Here is an 18,458-nt window from a genome sequence, read left to right as displayed (position 1 = left end):
TGGAGTTAGAGTGAGGTTAAAACTAATGGAAAAACTAATGAGCAATCAATATGCATGGTCTGTATTATCTTTGTGTACAATATTTTCTCTTATATTTGCAATATATACATGGATTGTTGGAAGAAAAACAAAAGAAATTTCAGTAGATTATTTTAGTAATGAAATAATAAAACAAGGGAAAAATCCTATCTCTAAACTGAATATTGAATTTGATGGCAAGTCAATTCAAGATTTAACTTCAACAATTTTTTATATTTGGAATAGTGGAAGTGAAGTTATTAATCATGATGATCTTGTTGAAAAATCCCTAAAAATCAAATGTAAATCAGAATCTTTTTTAGATGCTCAAGTTATTAGGCAGAGTGATGACAGCAATAACTTTTCTGTTTTGAATTTTACATCGACTTATATTGAACTTATATTTGATTATATGGATAGTGGTGAAGGAGTTAGTCTTCAAATACTGCATACGGAATCAAGCGATGATTTATTCGTTAATTGTAAAATAAAGGGTGGTAGGCCTATAAGAAATTGTATTGAATTGAAAAAAAATAAGGGTATTCGTGGAATTTGGCGTTCTTGTTTCGATGAATTGTTTCCAATGCTGATTGTAGCTTTAGGATTTTGTTGTACAATAGTAGTATCACAATTCGTGGGATTTCCGTACAAGGAGTACAAAACATTTGTGTTCATCGTTTCTATTGTTGTTGGTGTCATATTGTTCGTATTGTATTTAAAAATGAAGAAAAAAGTAAAAAACGTATTGCATAGAACAATTCCAAATGAATTAAGGTAATCATAAGGAAACAATCCAGTATATAAAGTTTTGTTGTAAGCTTAGAATAGACGGTCAAGAAATGTTACTCCGTGATACCCGTATGATACCTGTTTCTTCCGAAATGATATATAAGCAGTATAATTTGAATAAAACAGGCACGAAAAGCCTTGATGTAAACACCATATAATTAACAAACAAGTTAAAGACCTAGGAAGTTCGAGTGAGAAAAGGCTACGACAATTTCAGAAATATATGCCCTGATGGTTGACAAATCATGGTATAGTGATAATATTAAATAAAAATTTATAATAATATTATTAAAATAATGAATAACAATATCGAATTTGGGGAGGGTACAGTGGGAGCATCTATTAAACAAATGGTATATGATGGGGTACTATGCGATATTATCAATGGGGTCTATCCCCTTGATTATGTTTTTAATGAGAAGGAACTTGTGGAGAAATACAATGTCAGCAAATCGCCGGTGCGTGATGCCCTGATTGAACTTTGCAATGAGCAGGTTTTGCGGAGCATACCGCGTTATGGCTATGAGATCGTACGCATTACAGAAAGAAGGGTGAGAGAAATTACGCAGTTTCGAAGACTTCTGGAAGTGGATGCGTTTCGTGAAAATTGCAGGAATTACTCTGATATGATGTTAAAAAAGATTGTGGATTTTAACCGTGAGGCCAATGCCAGCTGGCCGAAAACACGTTATGAGGCCTGGCGTACGAATATTGACTTTCATTCGATGCTGTATTCCTTTACAAATAACCAGTTTGTTCAGGAAGTTCTGGAAAAGTCTTTGAGTATTCTTTATCGTGCCTATGCGCAATTGTACTGGCCCTCCAAAGACATCAGCTTGAACTGGAAAGAGGATTATCATAATGCGATTGAGTATCATATGCAGAAAGGCGATTATGATGCTGCGACCGAGATGTTATGCAAGGATATTGAAGATATCTCGATTTATATTACAGATTAGAGATCCGAGTACGCATGCAGAGTAAAATATAAATATATAAAAAAGAGAACCCGGAAAGTTGCAGAAATGTCGCTTTCCGGGTTTTTTTAGTACCATAAAAGTGTAGGTGTTAAAGAGTAATTTACTCTGACACCCACACTTTTATGTTACTAAAAGTCCTCCGGAGGATCGCCCTGCGGCGGAAAGGAAGACACCGCTTACGCGGCCCGCCGCAGGCGGAGAGGGTTCTTCCTCAGGTTTGGGTATGCCCGCTGCTCAGGACCGGGATGCTCCGGACAGCCGGATTCATTTGTGTCTCCCCGGGAGCGCGGAGGGCTTACGTTTACACCCGCTAAGTGAAATCGGAAAGCCGGGTTCAGGAACCGAGCCTATTCACCAGGAACACGTGATGTGTTCCTGGTTCAGAGGCTCTTGCCCGTCGGACGTGAAGTCCGCCGGGCATCCTGAGCCCGGCTTTCCGATTTCACTAAGCGGGAGCTCAGCCGCCCTATGCGCTCCCGGGGAGACACAAAGGAATCCGGCTGTCCGGAGCATCCCGGCCCTGAGCAGCGGGCATACCCAAACCCGAGGAAGAACCGCGGAGAGTTTCGCAAGCGAAACTCTTTTTGATATCGGGAAGGCTGGCATTCTACTATAAAAGAGTTGTGCAGAAAGTGTAATTTATTATGAAGTTATACCTTTGTTTTGTAAAATACAGACAAAAATTGCAGTCCCTTTTTGGCTAATAAGTTTATTGACAATATTACTGATAATATTTATAATCACATTATAATGATTTGAGCATTACTCAAGGTTAGTACAAAGAGCAAACAGTTCATTTTCAACAACTTACAAAAACATAAGGAGGGAAACTAGTGGCAATTAAAAACGTGGCATCAAAAACAGGCAATGAAAAAGCCAACATTAACAGAAGCCAGGTCGAGCATCGCGCAACCTGGATGGCTCTAACTTATGAAGAGGCTAAAAAAGCCGGTGCTGATGCTGAAACTATTACAAGAAAAGCGATTAAGCGCACAGGTAACATTCACGGCCTTGGATGGAAGGAGAAGACCGGGGATATTTCTGATTTAACTAATTTTGACAAAGTCTTTTTTAATGATATTGGAAAGGCAACGTTCGAAATTGAAACGTCCAGTACGATAGACGATGTCTATGCAGAGTTTCATTATTGTCCTCTTCTCGCCGCATGGCAGAAGATGGGATATGACGATGAAACCTGCGCGCATCTTTGCGATATGGCAATGGATGGTGACAGGGGGATTGCCGAATCTATGGGTTACAAGCTCGAACTTACCGATACAATTGCAAAAGGTTGCGCCACCTGTAAACTCCATTTTCATAAATAATGGAGAGGTATTCTGTTAAATTGAGTAATGGTCAAAAAATTAAATTCTTTTCTTTAATTGTATAGGAGGATCTAAGAGTATGGAATATGTAAAATTTGGTAAAAGCAGCTTTGAGGTTTCTCGTATGGTTCTGGGATGCTGGGGACTCGGCAGTGATTTCTATGGTAAGGTGGATATTGATACCGTTATTAATACTGTACATGCAGCGGTTGACGGAGGCATCAATTTGCTTGACACAGCTCCGAACTATGGAAACTCGGAAGAGGTTCTTGGTAAGGCCCTTAAGGGAATCAGAGACAAGGTTATTCTCGCCACAAAGTGCGGTAATATCAAGTATGAAGGCGGTTCTTACAAGCTTTTAACACCTGTAAGCATGAGAATGCAGTTGGAAGAGAGCCTTCGCCGCCTTGGCACAGATTACATAGACCTATATCAGATTCATTGCCCGGATTATAACAGCTCTATGGAAGTTGCTTATGCTACCATGAATAAGTTCAAAGAAGAAGGATTGATTCGGGAGTGGGGTGTTTGCAACCACAATGCTCAGGAAGTGCTGAATGCTGCTGATGCGGGTGCTGTGTCTGTTCAGACAATTTACTCTCTCACAAGAAAAGCTGCCGGAAGAGATATTATTCCTGTTGCAGCGAATGCCGGGCTGGGAGTCGAAGTATATGGCGCGCTGGCAGGTGGATTGCTTTCCGGTAAGTATGACAAGCCCAGAGTTGTCGAGAGTGCGGAAGAACGCCGGCCTATGTTCTATCATGAGTTCCGGGAAGAAAACTGGGCCAAGACCGAAAAATTACTTGCGGTTCTTAAAAAGGTTGCTGACGGACGTGGTCTGCCCATGTCTCAGGTTGCAATTAGCTGGACGCTGAGCAATCCGCTTGTTTCCTGTGCTCTGGTTGGCGCGAAGTCTCCTGAGCAGGTGGAAGCAAACATCGCAGCCGCTTCTGTTAAGCTTACAGAGGAAGAAATCGCTGAACTCAATGCAACTGTATATTAATTGCAAGGTTAACGTGACAGGTTGACGGGATATTAAGGAGACACTAATCAAATTTGTGTCTCCTTAATATAAAAAAACACCCTAAATGGAGAAGGAGGGGCAAAATGAAAAAAAGAATATTAAGTGTATTGCTTGTAGCTGTAATGGTGGTTAGTTTATTGGCAGCCTGTGGAAATTCTGAAAAGACACCTGTTGATGCCGGTACTACGGCGAAAGATGGGAAAAATGAATCGCAAGGCGTTACTTCCGGTATGGAGGCTGTGGAGGGGCTGGAAGCGAATGCTCCTGAGGCTCCCACGACTACCGGAGCAGGTGTTAAGATTGGTTTTGTTTCCACCGGCGTATTGGGAGATAAAGCGCTTACAGATACTACATGGGCAGGGTTAAATAAGCTGAAAGAAGACTATCCGGATGTGGAGATTAAAATTTATGAATCTCCCAATGGAACAACAGACTGGGAACCCAATATTATTGCTGCTTCCGAGTGGGCGGATTTGGTTATTGTAAATGCCTCCTCCTGTGGTGAAATTCTTTTAAGCGTTGCGGAGCGTTTCCCGGATGTCTATTATGTGGCAAATGAATTTCCTGTAGAAGATAATCCGCAATTTGCCTCCGACGTTTATGCCTGTAATGAGGTCGCATTCCTTTTAGGCTGTCTGGCGGGTCTGTTTACACAGAACACAGATATCCCCGGCATCAACGAGGAACATGTTGTAGGTTACATTTCCGGTATGGAGGCTCCCACAACCCTGGACTATTTCACCGGTTTTGAAGCCGGTGCAAAATTCACCTGTCCGGATGTTACCGTTCTTCAGTCCTGGACCGGTTCCTATACCGATCCGCTGCTTGCTAAAGAAATGACAAAAGGGATGATTTCGCAGGGGGCCGACTGTATTCTGGGTTGTATCTCTTCGGCAGTCGTAGGTGTTTTTGAAGCTTGTGACGAAGCAGATATCTATTCTTTTGGCCTTGATACGAACAAGGATGCGGATTATGAAGGTAAAATTATCACTTCCGGTTTGAAGTGCGGAGATGTCACCTCATATAAATTTGGGAAAGAGTTTATTGAAGGTACCTGGGAACCGGGCTTTATTCTTATGGACTGTGCCTCCGGCGCTCTTGATATCACAGATATGGCCACCATTAAAGAACATTTACAGATGGATGTAATTGACGATTATTACAATCAGGCTATTGAGATTCGTGATGACCTTCGTGCCGGCAAGATAGAGGTTCCATATATTCCTGCCGCCAGAGGTGAGGAATAAATCAATTAAGTCTGGTTAGTTGATATCGCTTAGGGGGTTTGCATGATACCTGCGGCCAGGCTTTATGAGCCTGACTGCAGGTATTTTACACTTGGCGGACGAATGGCGTCTTTGAGCCGTTCAATCTAAATACATAGCCTGCAGGGAGAAAGGGAAAAGGCATGCAACAGCAAAAAACTGTTGAAATGAAAAATATTCACAAACAGTTTCCTTTTGTGAAAGCTGTAGATGGAGCCAGGTTCGATTTATTCAAGGGCGAAATTCATTCTCTTATAGGGGAAAACGGTGCAGGAAAATCGACAATGATGAAAATTCTGTACGGTATGTATCCAATCGATCAGGGTGAAATCTTTTTAAATGGTGAGAAAGTTGATTTAAGTAAATATAATACGCATAGCGCCATTAAACACGGCATTGGAATGGTCCATCAGGAATTTATGCTTGTGAAGGAAATGACAGTTCTTGAGAATATTATTCTTGGTGTGGAACCTACAAAAAGAAACTCTAAGATGGCGTTGGATTTTACCGCAGCCCGAAAAAAAATCAATCATTATATAGAAAACTACCAGATGAATGTTCATTTGGATAGAAAAGTATTGAATATATCTGTTGGTGAAATGCAGAGAGTTGAAATTATCAAGGCTCTTTATCGCGGGGCGGATGTACTGATTCTCGATGAGCCCACCGCTGTTCTTACTCCGCAGGAAGCCGACAAATTGTTCGAAATTCTGGATATTATGAGAAAAGATGGGGTGACGATTGTATTCATTTCTCATAAGCTCAAAGAAGTTATGGCGATCAGTGACCGCATCAGTGTTATGCGTGGGGGCAAATATGTTGCTACAGTCCATAAGTCTGACACAACGATTCCTGAACTTGCAAAAATGATGGTTGGACGCGAGGTGTTTCTTGATGGAAAACGTTCTATGGTTGAAGTGGGTGAGCCGGTTTTACAGGTAAAGAATGTCTATGTTCCCTCCGAACGGGAGTTATCCAAAAACAGAGATATTTCTTTTATGGTTCGGGCGGGAGAAGTTCTCGGTGTAGCCGGTATTGATGGAAATGGGCAAAGTGAGCTGGGAGAAGCGATCGCAGGCTTAAGGCCTGTTGAGAAGGGCGAAATTATACTGGGTGATAAAGTGATTTCCAATAAAGCTCCGCACTACGTTAGAGACTGCGGACTTGCCCATATCCCGGAAGACCGTAATGACCGCGGCTTGAATAAGGAGCATACGGTGACCTATAACCTGGTGGCGGCAGAGATTGGAGATGCGCCTTTTTCAAAGTACAGCATCATTTCGGAGAAAGAAATGAGGAAAGTTTCGGAAGAAAGAATCGAACGCTTCGATATCCGGCCGCGGGATCCACGCAATTTGGCCATGGGTTTTTCCGGCGGAAATGCGCAGAAAATTGTAGTTGCCCGTGAACTGGGGGCGCCGGGGAAAAAGCTTCTGCTGGCGGCACAGCCGACGCGTGGTGTGGATATCGGTAGTATTGAGGGAATTCGCCGGCTTATTGATAAGGCAAAGCGTGAAGGCCTTGGAGTGCTGCTTATTTCAGCGGATATTGATGAGATTTTGGCTCTTTCCGACAGAATTATTGTTATGTATGAAGGACGTATATCGGGAGAAGTGGTCAATGACGAATATCTGACGGATGAGAAGCTTGGTATGCTGATGTTAGGAGGCGAAGCGGATGCTAAAAGTTAAGTCTGAGAAATTTGAAACAACGATAAGAATCGTTTTGGCTTTTGTTTTTTCTTTTGTTCTTTTTGGTGTGGTCATTGCGATATGCGGACACAATCCGATCGACGCTTTTTATCAGTTGTTCCGAGGCGGATTTGGGTCCAAGTTTAATTTTGGTTCTCTGATTGAAGATTTTATTATGATTTTGACGATTGCATCTGCATACAGTCTGACAAGAAGAATCGGTTATTTCAATTTAGGACTTGAGGGCTCCTTTTATCTTGGCGCAATGTTCTCGGCGGCGCCGGCGTTCCTTCTCCCGGATTTACCCAAAATTGTAATCATTCCCATTAGTCTGGCGTGCGGTTTTATCGTAGCTGCGCTGTATGGCAGCATATGCGGTATTCTGAAAGCTTATTATAACGTAAATGAGGCATGTACTACCATTTTAATGAACTATGTGGCAATGTTTTTCTGCGACTTTATGATCAACAATGTTTGGGTGTCTCCCGGTTCACCAATCCCGCAGACCCCCCGTGTTCAGGAAAATGCTATGTTTGCGAAATTACCGCTTTCTCCCAGCCGTGCGAGTACGGCAATTTTTGTAGCGTTTCTGGTTTACATTTTTGTGTACTTTTTGACCTTTAGAACAACGTTTGGTTTTAAAATCAGAAATGTTGCGACCAATGCAAGGTTTTCGGATACCGTGGGCATGAAGTCAAAGCGGGTGGTACTTGCCACGGTAATGCTCAGTTGTGGCCTTGGCGGTATTGCCGGAGGTCTGGAAGTGCTGGGGATTTATGGAAGCTTTATTCAGAATTTTTCACAGAATTCAGCGTTCCAGGGCATTATCGCATGTCTGCTTGTAAACAACAACCTGGCGTTGGTGCCTCTTTCTTCCTTCTTTATTTCCTTCACGAGAGCAGGAGGCAGCGGTATGGAATATTATACGGGTATCTCCAGCGCGCTGATTTATACGGTGACACCTCTTATGATTCTTTTTGTTTCTATGGAGAAAATGTTTGATTATAAGAGATTTTTCAGATTTGTCAGAAAAATTTTTGTTCGGAACAAAGAAATGAACGTGAAGGAATAAGGAAGGGGGGAAGAATATGCTTGCAAATTGGTCGGAAATTTTAGAAAAAATATTTTCCTATACATTGATTCACGATGGATTTGTAGCTACTGTGCCGATTTTTTATGCTTGCATGTGTGCAGTTATTAGCCGACAGGCAAATATCGTTAATATTGCCGCAGAAGGGATTATTATGTTCGGGGCCTTCTTCGGATTTGCCGCCAGTTATTTTACCGGGAGCTGGATATGCGGAGTTTTGGCGGGCATGTTGATTGGGGTGTTGGTGTCATGGTTTATGGGGAAAGCCTATCTGAATTATAAGGTGAATATTTTTGTTGTAGGCCTTTCCGTCAATATGATTGCAGCGTCCGGGACACGTTTCCTGTTGAATGCCATTTTTGGGGCTAACGGAAACTTTGTCAGTGATAAGGTGCAGGCCATAGCAAAAGTGAATTTGGGATTTCTCAATAAGAGTCCGGTGCTTTCCAGTCTTTTCAGCGGCTACGCGGTGACGGATCTGTTTATTATACCACTTGTCATTGCGGTCTGGTACATGCTTTATAAGACGGTATGGGGCCTTCGGCTTCGTTCTGTGGGCTTGAATCCTATGGCATCCATGACAGCGGGGATTGATGTGAGGAAGAAACAGATGCAGGCCCTCCTTCTGTCAGGGGCATGTGCAGGTATTGGCGGCGCCCATCTGTCTTTGGGCTATTCCTGCTTCTTCATTGAGGGCATGAGCGGAGGGAAAGGATTTATGGGTATGGCGGCCATGCAGTTTGGAAATGCCAATCCGTTGGCTGCCGGCGTTGGCTGCGTCTTCTTTGGTATGTCCCAGTCCGTTGCCTCCCGTATCGCGCCCTGGGGTATTCCCAACCAGTTTGTTTCCATGTTCCCTTATGTGGCTACGACGCTGGTTCTCGCTATCACTGTGATTATTCAACGGATGAAACGCCGCAGGGAAGAGTCTGCGCTGGTTGGAAAGAAAGCATGATATAGAGCGGCTTTCTCCGGATTGGAAGTGAAGGGAGTATCGTTACTATGATTAGAGAAGAGATAAATGATATTATCGAACGCAGGCAAAGTGATTTTGAAAAAATTTCCGATAAAGTATGGGAATTTGCGGAGACAAGCTTTTTGGAAATACGGTCTGCAAAGATACAGGCAGACTATATGGAAAAAAGAGGTTTTGAAATCACAATGCCTGCGGCAGGGATGGACTCGGGGTTGGTGGCGCATTGGGGAACAAAGGAACCTGTTATTGCTTTTTTGGGTGAACTGGATGCGCTGCCAAACTTAAGCCAGGCGGCTGATGTTGCAGAACCCAAAGCGGTTCAACCGGGAACTCCCGGCCATGGGTGCGGCCATAATCTGTTTGGAGCAGGAAGCATGGAGGCTGCGTGCGCTGTGAAAGAATATCTGGAAAAACACCATATAAAAGCATCTGTGCGTTATTACGGGTGTCCGGCAGAAGAAGGCGGGGGCGGAAAGGTCTACATGGTTCGCGAGGGGTTATTTGATGATGTGGATGCTGTCATTGCCTGGCATCCATACCATTACTGGGATATTACGACTTCAGGAAGAGCAATTACATCTGCTTACTTTCAATGGGATGGCGTGTCGGCTCATGCTCTACATGCGGAACAGGGCAGGAGCGCTCTCGATGCGCTGGAACTTATGAATATCGGCTATAATTTTCTCAGAAAATTGGTCCAGGAAGATACCAGAATGTCTTATTCCATCATCGATAGTGGCGGTAAAGCCGCAAATGTGGTTCCTGACCATGCAGAAGGCTTTTACCAGCTCAGGCATCCGGATCTGAACTATTTAAAAGAAGTATTTCAGCGAGTGATAGATATAGCAAAAGGAGCTGCGCTTATGACTGGTACTAAAATGTCGGGACCTTTCGTTGCCAGCAGCTATGCAAACTATTTGGTGAACAATACGCTCAATGAAGCTTTAAGAGAAAACATGGAGGAGCTACTTCCGCTAGATTACACAGAAGAAGAATTGGAGTATGGCCGGAAATTCCTGGCGGTAGGCACTCATCCGCAGGCTTTAGAGCCTTACCGGTCCGACATTAATATCGGACAGGAGCTGATTCATTCCGATGTCTGTGATGTCAGCTGGAAAGCTCCGCTAACCCATTTTTTTGGTGTGACTTTAGCTGAGGGGACGAAGCCTCACAACTGGGGAACAGTTGCACAGGGAAAGAGTGACGCGGCAAAACGCGGGATGCACGCATCTGCTAAATTGATGGCAAATCTGGCTCTTGATTTGATTGAGAATCCTGAGCTGTTATTAAGAGCAAAGGCGGAGTTTGAAGAAAGGATAAAAAATAATCCTCCGTATTCTTCGTTGATGGAAGGGTGCTCCCTGCAAGACTACTTAAATGTTTAGAATAGGATAGTATCAATAGGTCATTATTGCCGCATGCGGTGCATTTCAATTTCTTGTACATTAACAGTCAGAAAGGATTAGAATCATGAATAAAATGCTGTACGAAAATTATGTTGCCATACTTGCAAACGAGTTGTTTCCTGCGCTCGGATGCACGGAGCCGATAGCTGTGGCATATGCTGCGGCGAAAGCGCGTCAGGTTTTGGGTGAATTGCCCGATAAAATAGACGTAACCTGCAGCGGCAATATTATTAAAAATGTAAAAGGCGTAACAGTTCCGGCATCAGGCGGTCAAAAAGGGGTTGATGTTGCAGCGGTATTGGGGGCGGTAGGAGGACAACCCGATAAGAAACTGGAGGTCTTAAGTGAGATAAATGATGCACACCGCCAAAAAACCAGCGAACTTATTGAGAGGGGGATTTGTTCTGTTCACCTTCGTGAGGGAGAAGAAAATTTATATATCTATTGCGTAGTCAGAAAAGGCAGCAAATGTGCAGCAGTTGAAATCCGGTCTTATCATACGAATATTACTAAGATTGAGCATAATGGAGAGATTATTTATACAAAAAGTGATGAGACACAGTCTGAGGTGAATGGCGATAAAACTTTGCTCAATATGTGCGATATTTATGATTTTGCAAATCAGGTTCGTATGGAAGATGTATGCGAAATTATTAATCGGCAGATTGAGATGAATACGGCGATTGCGGAAGAAGGCATTAAAAGGAACTGGGGAGTTAATGTCGGTTCGGAAGTTATTAAAAATTATGGCAATGATGTGAAATTTCGTGCGGCTGCTTATGCCGCAGCCGGGTCAGATGCGCGTATGGGAGGCTGTCCACTGCCGGTTGTGATTAACTCGGGAAGCGGTAATCAAGGAGTGACTGTTTCCATGCCGGTTATTGTTTATGCCGGGGAGCTTCATGTTTCCCATGAAAAACTGGTTCGGGCTCTTGTGTTGTCTAATCTGGTCGCTTTGAATCAGAAACGTTATATTGGAAGCCTTTCTGCCTATTGCGGTGCTGTCAGTGCGGCTACCGGAGCAGCCTGTGGCGTGGCGTATCTGTACGATGAGAGTTTCGAGGTGATTTGCAAAACGGTCATTAATTCGGTGGGCACCATCGGCGGTATGATTTGTGACGGAGCAAAACCCAGTTGTGCATCCAAGATCCGGAGCGCGGTTGATACGGCTCTTATGAGTTATATGCTTGCAAAAGACGGATTTGCATTTGCACATGGGGAAGGATTTGTTGAGGAAGATATTGATCAGACGATTGCAAATATCGGCCGTATTGGGCGAGTGGGTATGGCGGATACTGACATTGAAATTCTCAATATTATGATAGGGAAATAAGGAAGTTGTTTGGCCTGGGTTTGCCGGTGCTGTTAGAACCCACAGCGAAGTTTAAAGAGTATGCTCCCTTCTGGGTAGACAAGTGAAAGAATAAAAACTTGTTTGCTTAGAAGAGAGTTTTCTTTATGGCATTTAAGCATAAATTTTTATATGAAGTTAATGGGAGGACTGTAAATATCAGAGCCAGTAACTTGAAAGCGTTACAAGTATTGTTTGATGTGGAATACAACGAATTTTTTAAGGATTAGTAGCCCGTATGATACCCGTTTCTTATGAAACAATATATACACGGTATAATTTGAATTGTGATTATAAGATCTAGTTAGCATAGTACAATTATTTCTTGATAAGTAACGACGTTTGCGTTACAATAATATTAATAGGAGGAGTTTGACTTATGGAAAAAACAGCTACATTGAATTTAAGAGTTAATCCAATCGTAAAAGAACGTGCAGAATCAGTTTTATCAAGACTTGGCGTGCCAATGTCAACGGCAATCGATATGTATTTGAACCAGATATCATTGACGGGAGGTATTCCATTTGCTGTAACATTACCAAAAGCACCAGATGAAATTAACGCTGATCTGATGACAGACGAGCAGCTTCATGCAAAACTAAAAAAAGGCTATGACGATATTGAAGCTGGTAGAGTACAGAATGCAGCGAATGCATTTGCAAAATTCAGGGAGAACCATGGCGTATGATACAATATACGATAGAGATTACAGATGAAGCATTGGCCGATATGGAACAATTATATCATTACATTGCGTTCAACTTAATGTCACCAGAAAATGCAATTGGGCAATATAATCGCATTGCCGATGCAATATTAAAATTAGATAAGTTCCCAGACCGTTTTTCTATTATGGATTCTGAACCAGAACATTCAAAAGAGATTCGAAGAATGCTGGTTGATAATTATACGGTTTTTTATGTGATTCGGGAAGAAAAGGTCACAGTGACCGATGTATTATATAGTGCATCAGATATTGAGAAACGATTAAAAGGATAAAAAGATCACTTTCATTCTGAAAAATCATACATCAGAGATTTAGTCCGGCTGTTTGTATTGTATTTGAGGCATTGTCCCATACAATCGGTATGACGGATATTGGGTAGGAATAAGAAAACCGACTCCAGAAAGGGGAGCCGGTTTCGCATAGTGGGGGAAATAAATCAGTTTGTCTTACGCTTCTTGTTATTGTTATATAGGACGGTTCCCGTCAGTCCGGCGCTTGAAAGGATAAACAGGACAAACCAAAAAGTCAGCTTACTGGTATCACCCGTCTGGGGACTGCTGGTAGGCGTTGTCTTTTTAACCAATCTATTTATAGCATCTTCGATGGCCCGAGCCATATTGTTTACTTCGTCCTGCTCAGTGATGTTCTTGTTCCGGACAACGGCATTAACAGCGGCTTCCACGGCGGAAAAATCCGTGTAATCGCCTTTGTTAAGGGAGTTCGCTTTAGCGATGGCATCATCCACGCCGGAATAGTCGGCGTCCTTGTATATAAGACCGGCGATGGCCTTCTCGATAGCATTTTTCATATTGTTTACTTCGTCCTGCTCAGTAATGTTTTTGTTCCTGACAACGGCATTAACAGCGGCTTCCACGGCGGAAAAATCTGTGTAATTGCCTTTGTTGAGGGAGTTCGCTTTAGCGATGGCATTATCTACGGCGGAATAGTCGGCGTCTTTGTATATAAGACCGGCGATGGCCTTCTCGATAGCATTTTCCATATTGTTTACTTCATCCTGCTCAGTAATGTTTTTGTTCCTGACAACGGCATTAACAGCGGCTTCCACGGCGGAAAAATCGTTATAGTCGCCTTTGTTGAGAGCATTTGCTTTGGCGATGGCGCGATCCACGGCGGAATAGTCGGCGTCCTTGTATATAAGACCGGCGATGGCTTCCCCGATTGCAGTGGCGTATTTAGTAACCGTAGCCTGTTCATCAGCAAATTTCCCCCGAATTACCGCATTGACTGCATCGTTTACCGATTTTACCGTCGCGTCGGTGTAAATGCCCATATCGGACGGAATCTTCAAAAGTGCTTTATCAACAGCGGTATAATCGGCCGGAATGGTGAAAAGGAATACTGGATAATCGACACCATTCGCAATGCCCCAGACAGGGTTTGACTGATTGAGTATGTTAAGAAAGTCCGCGTCGTTTAATTCTTCAGCCGTCTTTGCGGTGATATTCGCATTTTCAGGCTCGACGCTGCTGCTTGCAGCATATCCCTGTCCACAGGAAACGTCTAAATAATAACTGTTTGCAATGAAAGAACCTGTACCAACACTCCCGCCGATTGCACCGCACTTCGCTGCATTGGCAGAATTGGAGACGGTACCGGAATTATAGCAACCAGTGATATCTACTGAAGATGCGCTGCCAATGATACCGCCGCATGTCTCGTTCCAGTTGGTGGAGACGGTACCGGAATTATAACAGTTTTGAATCGTATTTTGAGGGGCATCCCCAACACCGACGATACCGCCTACAGAACCAGCGCCTGCCGTGCCAACATAAGTAACGGTACCGGCATTATGGCACAAAGAAAGACTGCTGCCATCTGCATAGCCCGCAATTCCGCCGGTAATACTTCCGGCCGTACCGGTACGGGCAGTGATATTTCCATAGTTGGTACATTTGGTGATGGTTCCTTCGGTGTTGTAAGCCACGATACCAGCGCCGGTATAATAGCCGGTGACAGCTGCATAATTGATACAGTTTTCCACAATACCGCCACCGTTAAATCCTACGATGCCGGCATTATTTCCCATAGGAGCGTTTATGGGGCCGAAATCCTGCACACTGACGTTTCCCTTCACCGTGAGGTTCTTTACCGTCCCTGTAAGGAGATAACCGAATAATGCTGCGCCGCCAAGGATATATCCGTCATTGGAAGCGGCGGAATTGACGGTGACGCATAATCCCTGGACGGTATGCATGCCGCCGTCAAAAGTACCGGAAAAGCCCAGACTGGTTTCCCCGGTTCCCCAATCCATATATCCCTTGCCGATGGGCGTCCACTCTTTATCGTTGAGATTGATGTCGGTCGTCAGTGTAAACGTCGTGCCACTGAAATCATTCCCCTCATTGACAAGCTCTGCCAGTCCTGCGAGCTGGGCAGCTGAAGCAATCTCATAACTTTGATTCGGGCTTCCCGGATCATACCATGAGGTGTCCACTGTGCCGTCCCAATCCTCCGGTATTCCTGCCGCTAATGCTGGTGTCGGCATGAGCGATATTGCCGTGCAAAGGCATAATAACAAAGCCCATGCTTTTTTTACTCTTCTCATCTGTTTTCCTCCTATCGTGTTTCCGTTTCCTGCCCTTTGCACAGGCCGGTTTGCATTTGTCTACTTTTGCAAAGCGGAAAAAGCATGGTGGGAAATAGAGGCAAGCATATGGAAAATAATTGAAACATCAGGCTTTTTGTTGTATAATTTTTATTAATATATATATGCGTTGAAATTTGCAAAAGTAGACTTTTGCAAATTCAGCAAACGTTTCATTTAATTGGTATTTTCAAATTTGACCGCTTTTGCATAGAAGGTTCCGACCGGCATTCCGCAGGCCTCCGCCGCCTGCCGGAGTGTCATTTTTTTGTCCCGCCATGCCTTATGCACCTCGTGGAAATTCTCCGGCAGGGGATATGGCGGCCTGCCGAATTTCACGCCCCTTGCCATGGCCGCCGCAATCCCTTCAGCTTGCCGTTTGCGTATGTTCTCCCGTTCGTTCTGGGCCACAAAAGACAATATCTGCAAGACCAGATCGGCAATAAAGGTTCCCATCAAATCTTTTCCCTGCCGGGTGTCGAGTAATGGCATGTCAAGAACATAGATATCCACGCCCTTTTCCTGGGTCAGCAACCGCCATTGTTCCTGTATCTCCTTGTAATTTCTCCCCAGCCGGTCAATGCTCAGGACATATAGGAGGTCGCCCTGTCTTAATCTTCTCACCATCCGCTTGTATTTGGGACGATCAAAGTTTTTCCCGGACTGCTTATCTATGTACAGCCGATTGTCCGGTATTCCTTTCCCGCGCAGGGCCACAAGCTGCCTGTCCTCATTCTGGTCTGTACTGGATACCCGTATATAGCCGAAATCCATAACATTCACCTCCTTTCCAACTTAAATATGCCGGACAAGGAGACAAAAAACAAATGGAGCCATCCTTCTGCAAAAGGGCTGGCTCCATCCGTCAAAGCCTGGTTGAATGACGCGGTTATCCCCATTGTATGTCATGGCAAAAGCGCGGGTAAACTGCTGTTTCTCTTACCATCGCGTCATTTTACTCCCGTTCCGTCACACGGAGAGTATTTTGACTCCGCAAAATACCAAACTGCGCTTACGAGGTTTGCCGTGTCGGTTGGCTCTCCAGTTCTTGACGGGATTGCCGCACAGCCTTGTCAGGCCTGCTGTGCTTGTTGCTTCGAACCATTTGCCGCCATCATCCGTCCGGACGAGGCCACTGCTTTTCCACTCCTGTCGTCTTTTAAAACTCCATTACTAATATGCCGGATACTGATCTGATCATTTGTCGTATTCTTAACATGGTCGTGTTTCTCCCGCTTCATTTACAGTATGCGGTTATTGAGGCAAAAAAAGACAGCCGGATTTTTCCGAATGTCTCACGTTCACCTTATGCCCATTTTCCCTCTGCTCTTAACATACTTGTCACGCTGGAGAGTTGTGCCCCTTCTTTCTTGTAGTAAATCTATGTAGTACTATGCTATACTTAGACCAACAAATAGAATTTTCCGGCAACTCAAGATATAAAATCAAAACCAATGCAGCCTTGATCACATTGGTCCCAGCGGAAACCAAGAAGGAACATGTAATGGAAATAAATAATAAGAACAATTCCATATCTCGTATTATACTTTTATTCAGCATGCTTCTTTTTGCCATATGCTTAACGCTGAATGTGTTCTTTTGCAGCTCGTATAATCTTTATGAATTCATAGATAAGACAACAGTAAATGAGGTATGGCCAACTTCAGAAAGTATTACTGCCAATGAACACAGAGCGAATACTACCTATTTAAAGGATTCATTTACGCCCAAAGACAATTCTTTTAATGAATCTATAACGAAAAATATAAGCTCAATACTCATAATCCCAGCTATCCCAAAAGATACCAGTCTGCTTCTTTTTATTATCATAGATTTTCTTTTTCTCTTTTACACCTTATTTATATTATTGCCTGACAGATGGACATTAATTAATCAGAAGGTGCGTCTGGATCATTGAATCAACTCCTATTCAAATCAATGCAAATGAGTTAGTGGATATAAGCCATTTTTAATCAAACAATGGCTTCCTTTTCGTATGCAATGAAGCAGCAAGTATAGACCACATACTCATACTTATTACAAAAATGAAGCATATCAGAGCTTGAATAGGAGGAATAAGAATGAAAGCAATGAAAGCAAAGATATATAAACTATTTCTCACCCTAATGGTGTGTCTGTCCTTGGGCTCAGGCCCCATAGCCCAAAATGAGATAGCCAAGATTCTTGAAGCACTTTCTGGAACAGGTGATGCACAGGTTCGGGAACTTGATGAAGAAGAAAATGAATCCGAAGAATTAAGAAAGAAGTAATCCCCGGATAAGGCAGCGCATCCTTAGCGTAACAGGGAAACGATTAGTGAGCCAATTACATATTGCCTTGCTGAATATAATTAATTTAATATATAATAGAAAAATATTAAACGAACCAAACAGTATATTGGGAGGATAAGCATGGAATATATCACAGCAACTCTAGACATGGCGGATGCAATCCGCAACGTTCTCCATACCACCATACAATCAATATATCCCAAGTATTACCCTAAAGAGGTAGTAGATTTCTTCTGTCAACACCATAGCACGGAACATATTTTGGATGGTATACTATCCGGCAACATGGGAGTCATAACAGACGGCAATACTATTGCCGGAACAGGCTGCTACGAAAGGAACCATATCACAGGAGTATATGTGCTGCCCCATTATCAAAAGCAAGGTTACGGTTCGCAGATTATGAACCATTTAGAAGCGGAAATTATAAAAAACTATGATACCGTTAGCTTAGATGCGTCGCTTCCGGGGGTACTAATATACGAGCACAGAGGATATAAAACAGTGAAACATGGAATTTGTGAGTTGGAAAATGATGTTAAGCTTGTTTATGAAATTATGGAGAAAAAGTTGAGGGTTGATTGATGCACAAGTCCGTATATGATGCATTATCCAGACACTCCAACCAATCAATAGATACTAAGATGTAAACAATCGAGAACTACTTAAAGAGAAGAATCATATTTTATAAATCGTATAGTCGCACCATAGTATCATAGAATAATAAGCCGCGCATCATATAGACAGCAGAAAAAACTTAAGCCTTGTACCGCTAACTATGTTTCCATAATTACAAAAAAATACTCTCATAATAGAAAACTCTACTGATTTTCAAGAATAAGAAAATCAGTAGGGTTTTTGATTGATTATGAAAATAAATCAACCATCCAACAACCCGGCCACCCCAACACCTCAGCCCA

16 protein-coding genes are annotated in these 18,458 nt (G+C 43.2%); 14 read left to right on the top strand and 2 right to left on the bottom strand.

What is annotated here, in order from left to right:
- Positions 1-25 precede the first annotated feature (25 nt).
- From KTH89_RS06750 to KTH89_RS06695, 12 genes are all read left to right on the top strand, one after another.
- Positions 26-796 carry a hypothetical protein gene (locus KTH89_RS06750; protein ID WP_238721146.1) on the top strand — a complete coding sequence of 257 codons (771 nt, stop codon included), beginning with the start codon at positions 26-28 and terminating at the stop codon, positions 794-796.
- Positions 797-1,136: 340 nt separating this feature from the next.
- The gene (locus tag KTH89_RS06745) at positions 1,137-1,766 is read left to right on the top strand and encodes a GntR family transcriptional regulator (protein ID WP_238721145.1); all 630 of its coding nucleotides are present in this window, start codon (positions 1,137-1,139) and stop codon (positions 1,764-1,766) included.
- Between the two features lie 854 nt (positions 1,767-2,620).
- Complete coding sequence (locus KTH89_RS06740) at positions 2,621-3,112, top strand: L-2-amino-thiazoline-4-carboxylic acid hydrolase (protein ID WP_238721144.1); 492 nt, start codon at positions 2,621-2,623, stop codon at positions 3,110-3,112.
- Between the two features lie 79 nt (positions 3,113-3,191).
- Complete coding sequence (locus KTH89_RS06735) at positions 3,192-4,115, top strand: aldo/keto reductase (RefSeq protein ID WP_238721143.1); 924 nt, start codon at positions 3,192-3,194, stop codon at positions 4,113-4,115.
- Between the two features lie 104 nt (positions 4,116-4,219).
- Positions 4,220-5,383: a BMP family protein gene (locus KTH89_RS06730; RefSeq protein WP_238721142.1), complete on the top strand. Its 1,164-nt coding sequence runs from the start codon at positions 4,220-4,222 to the stop codon at positions 5,381-5,383.
- A 161-nt stretch (positions 5,384-5,544) separates the two neighbouring features.
- Positions 5,545-7,092 (top strand): ABC transporter ATP-binding protein, encoded by a 1,548-nt coding sequence (locus tag KTH89_RS06725; RefSeq protein WP_238721141.1) that lies wholly within the window; start codon positions 5,545-5,547, stop codon positions 7,090-7,092.
- The gene (locus KTH89_RS06720; RefSeq protein WP_238721140.1) at positions 7,079-8,164 is read left to right on the top strand and encodes an ABC transporter permease; all 1,086 of its coding nucleotides are present in this window, start codon (positions 7,079-7,081) and stop codon (positions 8,162-8,164) included. Before KTH89_RS06725 ends, KTH89_RS06720 begins: the two co-directional genes overlap by 14 nt.
- Positions 8,165-8,180: 16 nt before the next feature.
- A complete protein-coding gene (locus tag KTH89_RS06715) occupies positions 8,181-9,137 on the top strand; it encodes an ABC transporter permease (protein ID WP_238721139.1) in 957 nt (318 codons plus the stop codon).
- Positions 9,138-9,184: 47 nt separating this feature from the next.
- Positions 9,185-10,543, top strand: coding sequence for an amidohydrolase (locus KTH89_RS06710; RefSeq protein ID WP_238721138.1), 1,359 nt, complete (start codon positions 9,185-9,187; stop codon positions 10,541-10,543).
- An 85-nt stretch (positions 10,544-10,628) separates the two neighbouring features.
- Complete coding sequence (locus tag KTH89_RS06705) at positions 10,629-11,897, top strand: L-cysteine desulfidase family protein (protein ID WP_238721137.1); 1,269 nt, start codon at positions 10,629-10,631, stop codon at positions 11,895-11,897.
- 397 nt (positions 11,898-12,294) lie between these two features.
- Positions 12,295-12,603: a type II toxin-antitoxin system RelB/DinJ family antitoxin gene (locus KTH89_RS06700; protein WP_238721136.1), complete on the top strand. Its 309-nt coding sequence runs from the start codon at positions 12,295-12,297 to the stop codon at positions 12,601-12,603.
- On the top strand, positions 12,600-12,914 hold the full coding sequence (locus KTH89_RS06695; protein ID WP_238721135.1) for a type II toxin-antitoxin system RelE/ParE family toxin: 315 nt from the start codon (positions 12,600-12,602) through the stop codon (positions 12,912-12,914). The genes KTH89_RS06700 and KTH89_RS06695 overlap by 4 nt, the downstream gene beginning before the upstream one ends.
- Before the next feature lie 164 nt (positions 12,915-13,078).
- On the opposite strand, the gene KTH89_RS06690 is transcribed toward KTH89_RS06695, so the two are convergent.
- Complete coding sequence (locus tag KTH89_RS06690) at positions 13,079-15,208, bottom strand: hypothetical protein (protein WP_238721134.1); 2,130 nt, start codon at positions 15,206-15,208, stop codon at positions 13,079-13,081.
- Positions 15,209-15,424: 216 nt separating this feature from the next.
- Complete coding sequence (locus tag KTH89_RS06685) at positions 15,425-16,021, bottom strand: recombinase family protein (protein ID WP_238721133.1); 597 nt, start codon at positions 16,019-16,021, stop codon at positions 15,425-15,427.
- A gap of 1,307 nt (positions 16,022-17,328) precedes the next feature.
- Here KTH89_RS06685 and KTH89_RS06680 point away from each other — a divergent pair.
- Complete coding sequence (locus KTH89_RS06680; protein WP_238721132.1) at positions 17,329-17,517, top strand: hypothetical protein; 189 nt, start codon at positions 17,329-17,331, stop codon at positions 17,515-17,517.
- A gap of 141 nt (positions 17,518-17,658) precedes the next feature.
- A complete protein-coding gene (locus tag KTH89_RS06675) occupies positions 17,659-18,123 on the top strand; it encodes a GNAT family N-acetyltransferase (RefSeq protein WP_238721131.1) in 465 nt (154 codons plus the stop codon).
- Positions 18,124-18,458 lie beyond the last annotated feature (335 nt).

It is taken from the genome of Diplocloster agilis, from assembly GCF_019042275.1.
Lineage (GTDB): Bacteria > Bacillota > Clostridia > Lachnospirales > Lachnospiraceae > Diplocloster > Diplocloster agilis.
Note: the sequence above shows the minus strand (reverse complement) of the source record. Positions and strands in the feature narration are given on the sequence as shown.